At 67.5% G+C, this 12515-nt stretch carries 15 protein-coding genes; all 15 read right to left on the minus strand.

The genetic code is table 11. From position 1 onward, the window contains the following. Positions 1-95 precede the first annotated feature (95 nt). On the minus strand, positions 96-1226 hold the full coding sequence (locus tag AC5LXX_RS00180) for a porin (RefSeq protein WP_493410138.1): 1131 nt from the start codon (positions 1224-1226) through the stop codon (positions 96-98). Between the two features lie 281 nt (positions 1227-1507). After that, positions 1508-2185, minus strand: a complete 678-nt coding sequence (locus AC5LXX_RS00185; RefSeq protein ID WP_034188218.1) for a response regulator — start codon at positions 2183-2185, stop codon at positions 1508-1510. A 13-nt stretch (positions 2186-2198) separates the two neighbouring features. After that, complete coding sequence (locus AC5LXX_RS00190; protein WP_493411076.1) at positions 2199-3566, minus strand: sensor histidine kinase; 1368 nt, start codon at positions 3564-3566, stop codon at positions 2199-2201. Between the two features lie 88 nt (positions 3567-3654). After that, positions 3655-4512, minus strand: a complete 858-nt coding sequence (locus AC5LXX_RS00195; RefSeq protein WP_493410139.1) for an ABC transporter permease — start codon at positions 4510-4512, stop codon at positions 3655-3657. 38 nt (positions 4513-4550) lie between these two features. Then, the gene (locus tag AC5LXX_RS00200; protein ID WP_493410140.1) at positions 4551-5348 is read right to left on the minus strand and encodes an ABC transporter ATP-binding protein; all 798 of its coding nucleotides are present in this window, start codon (positions 5346-5348) and stop codon (positions 4551-4553) included. Between the two features lie 113 nt (positions 5349-5461). Then, a complete protein-coding gene (locus tag AC5LXX_RS00205; protein WP_493410141.1) occupies positions 5462-6466 on the minus strand; it encodes an ABC transporter substrate-binding protein in 1005 nt (334 codons plus the stop codon). Between the two features lie 185 nt (positions 6467-6651). Then, positions 6652-7434, minus strand: coding sequence for a flagellar biosynthetic protein FliR (gene fliR, locus AC5LXX_RS00210; protein WP_493410142.1), 783 nt, complete (start codon positions 7432-7434; stop codon positions 6652-6654). Positions 7435-7462: 28 nt separating this feature from the next. Beyond that, positions 7463-7735, minus strand: a complete 273-nt coding sequence (gene fliQ, locus AC5LXX_RS00215; RefSeq protein ID WP_124454534.1) for a flagellar biosynthesis protein FliQ — start codon at positions 7733-7735, stop codon at positions 7463-7465. Positions 7736-7754: 19 nt separating this feature from the next. After that, on the minus strand, positions 7755-8516 hold the full coding sequence (gene fliP, locus AC5LXX_RS00220; RefSeq protein WP_493410143.1) for a flagellar type III secretion system pore protein FliP: 762 nt from the start codon (positions 8514-8516) through the stop codon (positions 7755-7757). Between the two features lie 36 nt (positions 8517-8552). Next, positions 8553-9119, minus strand: a complete 567-nt coding sequence (gene fliO, locus AC5LXX_RS00225) for a flagellar biosynthetic protein FliO (RefSeq protein WP_493410144.1) — start codon at positions 9117-9119, stop codon at positions 8553-8555. Then, complete coding sequence (gene fliN, locus AC5LXX_RS00230; RefSeq protein ID WP_124454539.1) at positions 9116-9607, minus strand: flagellar motor switch protein FliN; 492 nt, start codon at positions 9605-9607, stop codon at positions 9116-9118. Before fliN ends, fliO begins: the two co-directional genes overlap by 4 nt. Further along, on the minus strand, positions 9600-10598 hold the full coding sequence (gene fliM / locus AC5LXX_RS00235) for a flagellar motor switch protein FliM (protein WP_124454541.1): 999 nt from the start codon (positions 10596-10598) through the stop codon (positions 9600-9602). Before fliM ends, fliN begins: the two co-directional genes overlap by 8 nt. Positions 10599-10620: 22 nt before the next feature. Beyond that, on the minus strand, positions 10621-11157 hold the full coding sequence (gene fliL / locus AC5LXX_RS00240) for a flagellar basal body-associated protein FliL (protein WP_493410145.1): 537 nt from the start codon (positions 11155-11157) through the stop codon (positions 10621-10623). Between the two features lie 151 nt (positions 11158-11308). After that, complete coding sequence (locus tag AC5LXX_RS00245) at positions 11309-12031, minus strand: LrgB family protein (RefSeq protein ID WP_493410146.1); 723 nt, start codon at positions 12029-12031, stop codon at positions 11309-11311. Between the two features lie 13 nt (positions 12032-12044). Further along, positions 12045-12515: a CidA/LrgA family protein gene (locus AC5LXX_RS00250; protein ID WP_493410147.1), complete on the minus strand. Its 471-nt coding sequence runs from the start codon at positions 12513-12515 to the stop codon at positions 12045-12047.

A 12515-nucleotide genomic window follows, 5' to 3' on the forward strand; every position in this document is an offset into this window, starting at 1 on the left:
CCGGGAGCAGGAGGAAAAAGGACGAAAAAAAGGGCACGGTCGGCGCCAAAGCGCCGGCGTGCCCGCATGGAGAATCCCGGATTGACCGCCCGAGGTCAGAAGCGCGTACGGATGCCCGACGTCAGTTCGAGCTGGTTCTTCGCGCCGAACGTCGACGACACCGTGTAGCCGCCGTGCAGCTTCATGTAGTCGCCGGCGAGGTACACCTCGGTGCGCTTGCTCAAGTGATAGAACACCGACCCGTAGATCGTCTCCTTGAAGCCGTTGGCGACGCCGTTGGTCAGGCTGAACGCGCCGAGGTTGGCGTTCGGCGTGAAGCCGTCCGCGTTGTTCGCGGCGTTCTTGATGCGCATCTGCTGGTAGCCGAGCTCGTAGTCGAGCGCGCCCTTCGGCGCGATCTTCATCGACACCGTCCACGAATCGTCGTGACGCTGGCCGAGCGCGCCCTGGTCACCGTTGTAGCGGAAGTAGCCGGCGTTCAGGCGCACGATGTCGAACGTGTAGTTGCCGCCGACCGAGAACGTCTGGTTACGGTAGCCGTTGTGGTTCACGTGGTTGTAGAAGCCCGACACGTTGAACGGGCCGCCGTTGTAGCCGAGCGCGGCCTGATACGCGGAGCCGGTCGCGAACGAGGTCGAGTTGCTGAACTGGTAGCCGGCGCTTGCGAAGATGCCGTTGCTGAACAGCTTCTTCCACGCGATGCCGTTGTTGTAGCGCGTGCCGGTCGGGCCGGCCGCGTAGAAGATCATCTGCTTGAAGTTGTTCGAGTTGGTCCAGCCGCCTTCCTCGGTCGACAGCCTCGCGGAGCCGTACGCATCGCCGTAGATCGTGGCCGCATCGCGGGCAATCGTGTTCTGGAAGCCGGCCGTCAGCTTGCCGAAGCGCTCGTCCTCGACGCCCACCCACGCGTCGCGGTCGAAGATCTGGCCTTCATCTTCCATCTGGCCGTTCGCGACCACGAATTCGCTTTCGAGGCGGAAGATGATCTTCGTGCCGCCGCCGATGTCTTCGGCGCCTTTCAGGCCCCAGCGGCTGCCGCTGAACCACGGTTCGCCTTCGTTGCCCATCCCGATCACGTGTTTGCCGTTCGCGTCGGCGTGGGTCCGGTAGGTCGGAAAGCTCAGGTCCATCAGGCCGTAGAGCTGCACGCTCGACTGCGCATGCGCCTGGGTGCCGGCACACAGGCCAGCCGCCGCGATGGAAAGGGCAAGGGTTTTTCGTTTCAAGATCGTCTCCTCCGAGCTGCCGCATTGAAATCTTGTCGTTTGCAGTACGTAATGTATGCCGACTCTTGCCGGCCACAGCGAGAGGGCCGACGCATAGCATCGTAGAGCGTGCAATCCTTCACGACGCTTTCCCGGACGCAAGAATCGGATCGGTGAAAACACCGAACGCGCAACAATCGCGGATCGGGCAGGCGTGCGCAAGCGGGCCTGCCGGGCATCCGGCTGACCTGAAAGACCTTTCGTGCTACGAATCGATGTTCCCGGCGTCGGGGGCGTACCCGTCAGTCCTGCGTGCTCTTCATGCGCAGGATGTAACCGAGCCCGCGCAGCGTGATGATTTCGGCCGTGCTGCCCGCGAGATGCTTGCGCAGCCGGTGGATGTAGATGTCGATCGCGTCGGCGCTCGGCTCGTCGTCGAGCGCGAACACGCTGTCCATCAGCCGCGCCTTCGATACCGTCTTGTTCTGCTGCAGCATCAGCGTTTCGAGGATCGCATGCTCGCGGCGCCGCAGCGCGAGCACCGTTTCGCCGCAGCGGAATTCGCGCGTGCCGAATGCATAGACGAGATCGCCGCACACGAGCTGCGTCGTGCCGACGCCGGCCTGCCGGCGAATCAGCGCGCGGATTCGCGCGACCAGTTCGCGCGATTCGAACGGCTTCACGACGTAGTCGTCGGCGCCCGCGCCGAAGCAGTCGACCTTGTCGTCGACCGAACCGTGCGCGGTCAGCATCAGCACCGGCACGTTGTCGTTGCGCCGCCGCAAACGGGCGAGCACCTCCTTGCCGCTGATGCCGGGCAGGCGCATGTCGAGCAGCACGGCGTCGTAGCGTTCGGTCTTCAGCACGGTGTCCGCGCGTTCGCCGTCGCCGACGCAGTCGACCGCGAAATCCTCGCCGCGCAGGAGGTTCACGATCCAGTGCGCGAGTTCGGCGTTGTCTTCGACCAGCAGGAGTTTCATGACGGCCTTCTCTTCATTCGTAGGCGGGCAGCCGTACGGTCACGACGATACCGCGATTGCCGGCTCCCGGCGCGAGCGACACGCTGCCGCCATGTGCCTGCGCGATCTCGCGGACGATCGCCAGTCCGAGCCCCGAGCCTTCGGTGTCGGCCGACACGCGGTAGAACCGCTTGAACACGTGCGGACGCGCTTCGGCCGGGATGCCGGGGCCGTCGTCGACCACGTCGAGCACGACCGCGTCGTCGTCGCGCCGCGCGCAGACGGTCACGCAGCCGCCCGGCTGTGTATAGCGCACCGCGTTGTCGACGAGGTTCATCACCAGCGCGGTCAGCAGGCTGTCGCTGCCCGCGACGTCGAGCCGCTCGCCGAGATCGGCGCCGAGGTCGATTTCGCGCCGCTGCGCGAGCACGATCGTCTCCTCCAGCACGCTCGACACCACGGCGGCGAGATCGACGCGATGGATCAGGAGCGTCGACGGCGTCGCTTCCGCATGCGCGAGCAGCAGCAGCTTGTCGGTCACGTCGGCCATCTTGCGGCTGCTGCGCTGCATGCTGTCGAGCACCGTCGCGAGTTCCGGATCGTCCTGCCCGCGCCGCTGCGCATACTGGATCTGCGTGTCGAGCACCGCGATCGGCGTGCGCAGCTGGTGCGCGGCATCCGCGATGAAGCGGCGCTGCGTGGCCGTGTGCGTGTTGAGCCGCGCGATGCACTGGTTGATCGCGTCGACGATCGGCCGCAGTTCGTGCTGCAGCCGCTCGGGGCGGATCGGCTCGAGTTCCATCGGCCCGCGGTCGGCGACATCGTCCTTCAGCTTCATCAGCGGGCGCAACTCGAAGGTGAGCCCGAGGTAGACGAGGACCACCGCGAGCACCAGCATCAGCGACAGGCGCACGAGCTGCGGCCGCCAGATCGTCGCGACCATCGCGCCGTGCGAGCGCGTCGTCTTCGCGACGACCACCGTGACGGTTTCGACCTGTCCTTCGTCGTACAGCTGGCGGTCGTAGGCCACCGCGCGCAGCGGCACGTTGTCGAGCGACGTGTCGTACAGCGTCGGCTCGACGCCGTGCCGTGCGGGCAGGTCGAGCGCCGGATTGCCGGCGAGCAGGCGGGCGTGGCCGTCGATCACCTTGTAGAACACCGAATCGCCCGACGGCGACTCGAAGATCTCCAGCGCGGCCGGCGGCACGTCGGCGACCGGCAGGCCGTTGCGCCATTCGACGTCCTCGCCGATCGTGCGTGCGGACGCGACGAGCGCGCTGTCCTGTACGAGCGCGGCCGTGGTCCGCGCGGTGTCGTACGACATCGCGCCCGCGATCAGCACGAACACCGCGAGCGGCAGCAGCAGCCACCACAGCAGCCGTCCGCGCAGGCTGTGCGCCATCCCGTTGCGCTCCTTCTCCGAAATGCCGAACCGCGCCGGGGTCGCCGGCGCGGTCGGGTGTGTCATGTCAGGCGTGCGCCGGCGGCGTTCAGAACGCCGCGGGCCGCCACTTCAACAGCCGTTTCTCGAGCCAGGTCAGCAGGTAGTCGGCGGCCAGCGCGACCACGGCCAGCACGATCATCGCCGCGAACACGCCGCTCGCGTTGAACGCGCCCTGGGCGGTGGAGATTAGCAGCCCGATGCCCTGTTTGGAACCCAGGAATTCGCCGACGACCGCACCGACCAGCGCGAAGCCGAAGCTCACGTGCAGGCTGGCGAGAATCCAGCTCAGCGCGGACGGGATCACGACGGACGTGGTGATCTGCCGGCGCGACGCGCCGAGGATCTGCGCGTTCGCGATCAGGTAGCGGTCGGCTTCGCGCACGCCCTGGAACGCGTTGCCGAACACGACGAAGAACACCATCACGACGGCCAGCGCGATCTTCGACGCCATCCCGAGGCCGAGCGCGATCACGAAGATCGAGCCGAGCACGACGCGCGGGATCGAGTTCGCGATCTGGATGTACAGGCCGAACACGTCGGCCATCAGCTTGTTGCGGCCGAGCACGATCCCGCAGATCACGCCGGCGACCGAGCCGATCACGAAACCGATCCCGGTTTCCTCGAGCGTGACCCAGACCTGCGTGAGCAGCGGCCCTTGCGACGTGCCGTTGACGAACCAGTCCTGGAGCTGCGCGAAGATCAGCGTCGGCTGCGAGAAGAAGAACGGATCGATCCACTTGAGCCGCGCGGCGAGTTCCCAGCCGCCGAGCGCGACGACGAGCACGGCAATCCGCAGGCCGATGATCAGTTGCCGGCGGCGGCGCAGCCGGGTTTGAGCGGCGCGCGACTCGTCTTCGAGCGTCGTCGCCGGAATGGCGGTGGGGGGAAGCGTCATGTCGGTCATGCTCCTGTCCTTGCTGTCCTTGCCGTGCGGTGTATGCGTCAGCCGATCTGCACTTCTTCGCGCAGGTCGTGCCAGATGTCCTTGGAAATTTCGATGAAGCGCGTGTCGTAGCGGATCTCCGACGTGACGCGCGGGCGCGGCAGGTCGATCTCGTACACGCGCTTGAGCGTCGCGGGGCGCGCGGTCAGCACGAACACGCGGTCGGCGAGCGCGATCGCCTCTTCGAGATCGTGCGTGACGAACACGACCGAGCCCTTGTTGGCGGACCAGAGCTGCAGCAGCTCGTCCTGCATCAGCGTGCGCGTCTGCATGTCGAGCGCGGAGAACGGCTCGTCCATCAGCAGGATTTCGGGCTGGTTGATGAAGGTCTGCGCGAGCGCGACGCGCTTGCGCATCCCGCCGGACAGCTGGTGCGGGTAGTGCTTCGTGAACTTGTCGAGGCCGACCTTGCGGATCCATTCCTCGGCCTGCGTGTACGCGACGTCCTTCGAGCGGCCGCGAAACAGCGGGCCGGCCGCGACGTTGTCGATCACGTTGCGCCACGGGAATACGGCGTCGGCCTGGAACACGAAGCCGATGCGCGGGTCGATCCCGTCGACCGGGCGGCCCATCACGCGGACTTCGCCCGACGCGGGCTTGAGCAGCCCGGTGATCAGGTTCAGCGTCGTCGACTTGCCGCAGCCGGTCGGCCCGACGATCGCGATGAACTCGCCGCGCGCGACGCTCATGCTGAAGTCGCGCAACGCGACGGTGGCCTTGCCTTCCGGCGAAATGAAGCGGCACGACACGTTGCGAAACTCGATCGCCGGTGTGCTCTGGGAGACTGCCTGGTTCATCGCATTCGTCCTGCGGGTGAAGAGGGCGTCGCATCGTGGCGGCGCCGGGCCGGCCAGCCGGACCGGAACGGGGGAGCGCACGGCGGCGGGATCTCCGCCGCCGGCGCCGCTGCTTACTTCGCGTTCACGAAATCGTTCGTGTAGGTGCGGGCCAGGTCGATATGCTTGCCCTTCACCGACGGGTTGAACGCCGACAGCACCTTCAGCACGGTCGCCGGGCCGTCGGCCGGCATCTTCGCGTCGGCCGTGTACATCGGCAGCGACGCCTTCAGCGCGGACACGTACAGCGCCTTGTCCTTCTGGTAATCGGCCGGCATCTTCGCGGCGATCTCGTCGGCGCTGTGCGTGTGGATGAACTGCATCGTCTTCGCGAACGCATGCGCGAGCTTGGTCGCTTCCGCCTTGTGCGAATCGGCCCAGGCCGACTGCACGTACAGGCTCGCGGCCGGGTAGGTGCCGCCGAGCGCGGCGCGCGTGCCTTCCAGCGTGCGCAGGTCGACCAGCACCTTCGCGTCGCCCATCTTCTCGAGCGCGGACACCGTCGGCTCGGTCGTCATCCCGGCGTCGATCCGGCCCTGCTTGATCGCGGCGATGAAGCTCGCGTCGGCGCCGACCGGCAGCATCGTGTACTGCGTCGACTGCACGCCATGCTGCAGCGCGAGGTATTGCGTGAGGAAGCTCGTCGACGAGCCGAGGCCCGTCACGCCGAGCGTCTTGCCTTTCGCGTCGGCCATCGACTTGAACGTCGGCGCGGCCTTGGTCGACACCATCTCGACTTCGCCCGGCACCTGGCAGAGCACGGCGATCGCCTTTACGTCCTTGCCCTTGCTCTGCAGATCGACCGTGTGGTCGTAGAAGCCGACGACGCCCTGCACGGCGCCTGCGAGCAACTCGTTCTCGGCGTCGACACCGGCCGGCTGCGACAGCAGCTCGACATCGAGCCCTTCGGCCTTGAAGTAGCCGAGTTCCTGCGTGAGCCGCGCGGGCAGGTAGATCAGCTTCGCGATCCCGCCGACCATGATCGTGATCTTGCCGCCGTCGTCGGCAAAGGCGGGGTGAGCGGCAAGCGCGCAGCTCAGGCTGGCTGCCACGGCGAGGGTGCGCAGGATGGGTCGCATCGGGTCGTCTCCGTTCGTTGTATTCGTCTGGCGCGATGCTTGTTGCATCGTCACGACGAGTATAGGGACGCGAAACCTTCTGCAACCTTTCGCGGGTTGGCGGTTCGTTTAGGGGTTTTCCAGCAACGGGGGGCTGGAACGGGCGCGACACGCGCCGAAGCGCGGCGAAAGCGGCCTGCCGGGCGTCACCGCCAGCCGATCAGCACCCGCCCCATCGCATCGAGTCCCATGTCGAACAGGTGCGACACGAACGGCACGAGGTTCGGGATCATCAGTTGCACGAGCAGCAGCCCGACGATCAGCGTGACGGGAAAGCCGATCTGGTACATGCCGATCTGCGGCGCCGCGCGGTTCAGGATGCCGAGCGCGAGGTTCGCGATCAGCAGCGCCACGACCACCGGCAGCGACAGCAGCAGCCCCATCTCGAACACGGTTACACCGAACGCGGCAAGCGTGCGCCAGCCCGGCGCGTGCAGCAGGTCGGCCGACACCGGCAGCGACTGGAACGACGCGGCGAGCGCGGCGAATACCTGCAGGTGGCCGTCCACGGCCAGGAACGCGAGCATCGCGACCGCGTTCAGGAACCGGCCCATCGCGGGCGTCGCGCCATTTGAATGCGGATCGAAGAAGGTCGCGAAGCCGAGCCCCATCGACAGCCCGATGAAGTCGCCGGCCGCTTCGACGGCCGCGAACACGAGCTGCATCGTGAAGCCCATCGCGACGCCGATCAGGAACTGCGTGACGACGATCCAGATGCCCTGCGCGGAGAACACGGTGACGTCCGGCATCGCGCCGAGCGTCGGCGCCACGACGAGCGCCATGAACGCGGCGGCACCGATCTTCACGCGCACCGGCACGGCCGCGTGGCCGACCATGGGCGCCGTCGCGACGAGCGCGAGCATTCGCACGAACGGCCACAGGAAGGCCGTCAGCCAGCCGTTGAGCTGCGCGTAGGTGACCGAGAACATGGCGGGAAAGGGGCGCCGGACGCGCGGCTCAGCCGACGCCGAGCGTCGCGACGTGCAGCAGCGTCTGCCGCAGGTAGTCGAGCATCGTCGTCAGCATCCACGGGCCGGCGATCACGAGCGTCGCGGCGACCGCGAGCAGCTTCGGGATGAACGACAGCGTCGGTTCGTTGATCTGCGTCGCGGCCTGGAACAGGCTCACGACGAGGCCGACCGCGAGCGCGACCAGCAGCAGCGGGGCCGCGAGCAGCAGGCCGATCATCATCGCCTGGTGCGCCAGCGTCATCACTTGTTCGGGCGTCATCGCGCGAATCCTCCGCCGCTTAGGTGAAGCTCTGCGCGAGCGAGCCGATCAGCAGCTGCCAGCCGTCGACCAGCACGAACAGCATCAGCTTGAACGGCAGCGACACGGTGGACGGCGACACCATCATCATCCCCATCGACATCAGCACGCTCGCGACGACCATGTCGATGATCAGGAACGGGATGAATACCGTGAAGCCGATCTGGAAGCCGGTCTTCAGTTCGCTCGTGACGAACGCGGGCACCAGCAGCGACAGCGGCACGTCCTCGGGGCCCTGCATCGGCGCGGCCTTCGAGATCTTCGCGAACAGCGCGAGATCGGTCTCGCGGGTCTGCTTCAGCATGAAGGTCTTGAACGGCGCGATGCCGCGCTGCACGGCCTGCTCCATCGGCAGCGAGCCGTCGGAGAACGGCTTGTAGCCGTCGTTGTACGCACGGTCGAGCACCGGCGACATCACGAAGAAGGTGAGGAACATCGCGAGGCCGACGAGCACCTGGTTCGGCGGCGTCGTCGCGGTGCCGAGCGCCTGGCGCAGCAGCGACAGCACGATGATGATGCGCGTGAAGCTCGTCATCATCAGCAGCATCGCCGGCAGGAACGACAGCATCGTGAGCAGCAGCATCGTCTGCACGCTCAGCGAATAGGTGGTGCCGCCGTGCGGGCCCGGGCTCGTGTTGAACGCGGGCAGGCCGTTCGCCTGCGCGTACGCGAACGCGGGGACGAGGCAGAGGATCAGCACGGGCGCGACGCGCGCCGCGCGATGCAGGAATGCGTGTTTCATCGGAATGCGGGGACGGAAAGAGGGCACAGCGCCATGTCAGCGGTCCTTGCCGCGACCGAGGCGCTTCGCGGCTTCGCCCGCGAGCGCGTCGCGAAACCGCGAACCGAACGTGCCGGGCAGAGCGCCGTCGGACGGGTTGCCGCCGGCGGGTGCGCCGGCCGACGTGGAAGCCGTTGTCGCCGCCGGGCCGGCCGGCAGCGTATGCAGCAGGCGCACGTTGCCCGGCGCGACGCCGAGCACGAGCCAGGTGTCGCCGATCTCGACGATCGTCGCGCTTTCCTTCGCACCGACCGCGACGCTCGACACGACCTTCAACGGGCCGCCGCGCCGCGCGGGCTGGAACCCGAAGCGCCGCGCGAGCCACGCGCATGCGAACACGAGGCCGATCACGACCGCGAGCCCGACGAGCGTCTGCAGTACCGCGCCGATGCCGAGCGACGGCGCGGCCGAGCCGACCATCACGCTCGACGCGATCGAACCGGGGTGGTTCACCGCGTTCATGTCGGCGGCGCCGGCCGGCGCGTACGCGAGCGATGCGGCAGCGGCAAGCGCCGCCGCTGCGATCGTGCGGCGCACGCGGTGGCCAGGCTTCACGACATTCACCGGTTCAGCTTCCGGATGCGTTCGGCCGGCGTGATGATGTCGGTCAGGCGGATGCCGAACTTGTCGTTGACGACCACGACCTCGCCCTGCGCGATCAGGCAGCCGTTCACGAGCACGTCCATCGGCTCGCCGGCGAGGCCGTCGAGCTCGACGACCGACCCCTGCGCGAGCTGCAGCAGGTTGCGGATCGCGATCTTCGTGCGGCCGAGCTCCACGGTCATCTTGACCGGGATATCGAGGATCATCTCGATGTCGTTGTGCGTCGAGCTCGGCGCGGCCTTCGACAGCGGCTGGAACACGCCGGCGCCCGTCGCGCCCGCCTGCACCGGCTGCTCGTTCTGTTCGGCGAGCGCGGCCGCCCAGTCGTCCATGCCAGGATCTTCCTCGGCCGCGGCCGGGGCAGCGTGCGTGTCGGCGGCCGAAGCCGCGAGGGCCGCGTCGGCCATCGCCTGGATGTCGTCGTCGGGCGTCTGGTTCAGCTCACTCATATCCACCTTCCTTCATCGTATCGCCCGCGCTGATCATCTTCTGCACGCGCAACGCATATTGACCATTGAAAATTCCGTAGCCGCATTCCATCACCGGCACGCCGTCGACCTTCGCGGTGATCGTGTCCTCGATCTCCAGCGGCAGCACGTCGCCCGCGCGCAGGTTCAGGATCTTCTCGAAGGTCGACGAGATCTCGGCGAGATTCGCGCTCAGCTCGACCTCGGCGGCCTGCACCTGCTGCGACAGCACGCGCACCCAGCGGCGGTCGACTTCGAGCGCCTCGCCCTGGATCGGCGACGCGAGCACGTCGCGGATCGGCTCGACCATCGAGTACGGCATGCAGATGTGCAGCGTGCCGCCCGTCGGCCCGAACTCGATCGAGAACTGCGTGACGATCACGATCTCGTTCGGCGTCGCGACGTTCGCGAACTGCGTGTGCATCTCCGAGCGCACGAATTCGAACTGCAGCGGCCGCACGCTCTTCCACGCGGTCGTGTAGTGCTCGAACACGAGGTTCAGCAGCTTGCCGATGATCCGCTGCTCGGTGGCCGTGAAGTCGCGGCCTTCGACGCGCGTGTGAAAGCGCCCGTCGCCGCCGAACAGGTTGTCGACGACGAAGAACACGAGGTTCGGATCGAACACGAACAGCGACGTGCCGCGCAGTGGCTTCACGTGCACCAGGTTCAGGTTCGTCGGGATCGGCAGGTTGCGGGTGAACTCGCTGTACTTCTGCACCTTCACCTGGCTGACGGAGATTTCCGCCGTGCGCCGCATGAAGTTGAAGATGCCGATCCGCAAGAGGCGCGCGAAACGGTCGTTGATGATCTCGAGGCCGGGCATCCGGCCGCGGACGATCCGCTCCTGCGTCGCGATGTTGTAGGGGCGGACGCCCGAATTGTCGCGCTGCTCGTCGACAGAATCGGTTTCGCCCGTGACGCCCTTGAGGAGGGCATCGACCTCCTCCTGGGACATGAACTCCTGGTGACCCATACGCGCTCCTTTCTCGGCCGCGTTACTGGACGACGAACTCGGTGAACAGCACGTCGTCGACCTTCGCGCGCTGGTTGCCCGGCTGCGTCGGCTGCTCGATCAGGGCCCGCAGTTCCTTCGCGAGCGAATGTTTGCCGTCCGGCGTCGCGAGTTCCTCGGGATGCTTGTTCGACAGCGCGAGCAGGATCCGGCTGCGGATCTCCGGCATCCGCGCGGTCAGTTGCTCCTGTGCCTTCGGGTCGGTGAGCTTCAGCGACAGGCCGACGCGCAGGTAGTGCTGCGCGCCGTCGTCCGACTGCAGGTTCACGGTCAGCGGGTCGAGCGGGAAGAACACCGGCGCGGCCAGCGGCGGCGGTTCTGCGGGCGCGCTCGCATGGCCGACGCCTGCCTTGCTCAGGAACACGTACATGCCGCCGGCGGCGGCAGCGGCCGCGCCCAGCGCGACGATGGCGATGAGTGCGATGCGCTTGAACTTGCCGGACGAAGCCGGCTTGTCGGCGGTCGGGTTTGCGGTCGTGGAGGCCATGTGAATGCGTGCGTGATGTCTCGTAGCATGCATTGTTCGGCATCCGGGCCGAGCCCGATGGGCGGAACAGAGGGGGGATTTGCGGCTATCTCAGCCGATTGTCGGCCGGATGCAGGGTAGCGGGGCCGGCGGAACGCGGCGGGACGGTACGCCGGGCGGGCGTCGGCCGCCCGGCGCGCGGGTGTCAGATCGGCAGCAGCGTCAACAGCGGTGCGATCAGCACCATCGCGACGCCCGCGATCATCATCGTGAGGCTCGACACGACGCCTTCCTCGCTGCCGATCTCGCGCGCCTTCGCGGTACCCACGCCGTGGGCGGCCGCGCCGAACAGCGCGCCGCGCGCGAGCCGCGTGCGCATCGGCACGAGTGCGAGCACGAGTTCGCCGAGCAGCATCCCGCAGATGCCGGTCGCGATCACGAACAGCGCCGTGAGGTCTTTCGGCGCGTGGATCTTGTCCGACACGGCGAGCGCGAACGGCGTCGACACCGAGCGCGTCATCAGCGAGCGCTGCAGTTCCGGCGACAGGTGCAGCAGCTTCGCGAGCAGCAGCGACCCGCACACGCCCGCGCCGATTCCGACCGCGACGCCGACCGACAGCGACAGCCAGTGGCGGCGGATCAGGTCGCGATACTCGTAGATCGGCACCGCGAACGCGATCGTCGCCGGGCCGAGCAGCCACATCAGCCAGCGCGTGTCGCGGAAGTAGACCGAATACGGGATGCCGGTCACCAGCACGAGCAACACCAGCACGCCAGGCACGAACACGAGCGGCGAGAACAGCAGCGTCTTCTTGTACGCGTAGAGCCGCTTCGACAGGAAATACAGCACGACCGTCAGCACGAAGCAGCCGACGGAGATCGCGGTGTTCACGCGGTCGGCGGACAGGTTCGATAGCGCGGCAAGCATGGGCGGCTCCGGCTCAGTGCGCGGACACGGCGCTCAGGCGCGTGCGGCGGCGTTCGGCGAACATGCGCTGCGCGGCGAGCCGGCGTTCGAGCTTCGCGGCGAGATCGACCGCGACGGCCACCGCGACCATCACGAACGCGGTGCCGGCGAGCATCACCAGCGCGATGCGCCAGCCGTCCTCGCGGAACAGCCCGCCGTACTGCACGGCCGCGACGGCGGCCGGCACGAAGAACAACAGCATGTCGGACAGCAGCCAGTTCGCGCCGTCCTTCACCCACGCGGGCGCGACGCGGCCCGAGAACAGCAGCGCGAGGAGCACCGCGAGGCCGATCACGCCGGAAGGAATCGGCAGCCCGACCTTGCGCACGGCCCAGTCGACGGCCATCCACAGCACGCCGAGCGCGGCGGCCTGCAGCGCGATCCGGCCCGTATGCGCGAGGCTGCCCGAAGCGGCAGGGCGGGCGGCGGTGGTCGGCTTGGTCAT

The organism is Burkholderia torrens (assembly GCF_984668525.1).

What these genes read in the sequence shown, in the direction of transcription:
- AC5LXX_RS00185 (WP_034188218.1), bottom strand. Translation starts at nt 2,185, where the DNA reads ATGAAACTCCTGCTGGTCGAAGACAACGCCGAACTCGCGCACTGGATC.
- AC5LXX_RS00190 (WP_493411076.1), bottom strand. Translation starts at nt 3,566, where the DNA reads ATGGCGCACAGCCTGCGCGGACGGCTGCTGTGGTGGCTGCTGCTGCCG.
- AC5LXX_RS00195 (WP_493410139.1), bottom strand. Translation starts at nt 4,512, where the DNA reads ATGACCGACATGACGCTTCCCCCCACCGCCATTCCGGCGACGACGCTC.
- AC5LXX_RS00200 (WP_493410140.1), bottom strand. Translation starts at nt 5,348, where the DNA reads ATGAACCAGGCAGTCTCCCAGAGCACACCGGCGATCGAGTTTCGCAAC.
- AC5LXX_RS00205 (WP_493410141.1), bottom strand. Translation starts at nt 6,466, where the DNA reads ATGCGACCCATCCTGCGCACCCTCGCCGTGGCAGCCAGCCTGAGCTGC.
- fliR (WP_493410142.1), bottom strand. Translation starts at nt 7,434, where the DNA reads ATGTTCTCGGTCACCTACGCGCAGCTCAACGGCTGGCTGACGGCCTTC.
- fliQ (WP_124454534.1), bottom strand. Translation starts at nt 7,735, where the DNA reads ATGACGCCCGAACAAGTGATGACGCTGGCGCACCAGGCGATGATGATC.
- fliP (WP_493410143.1), bottom strand. Translation starts at nt 8,516, where the DNA reads ATGAAACACGCATTCCTGCATCGCGCGGCGCGCGTCGCGCCCGTGCTG.
- fliN (WP_124454539.1), bottom strand. Translation starts at nt 9,607, where the DNA reads ATGAGTGAGCTGAACCAGACGCCCGACGACGACATCCAGGCGATGGCC.
- fliM (WP_124454541.1), bottom strand. Translation starts at nt 10,598, where the DNA reads ATGGGTCACCAGGAGTTCATGTCCCAGGAGGAGGTCGATGCCCTCCTC.
- fliL (WP_493410145.1), bottom strand. Translation starts at nt 11,157, where the DNA reads ATGCATGCTACGAGACATCACGCACGCATTCACATGGCCTCCACGACC.
- AC5LXX_RS00245 (WP_493410146.1), bottom strand. Translation starts at nt 12,031, where the DNA reads ATGCTTGCCGCGCTATCGAACCTGTCCGCCGACCGCGTGAACACCGCG.
- AC5LXX_RS00250 (WP_493410147.1), bottom strand. Translation starts at nt 12,515, where the DNA reads ATGACCAAGCCGACCACCGCCGCCCGCCCTGCCGCTTCGGGCAGCCTC.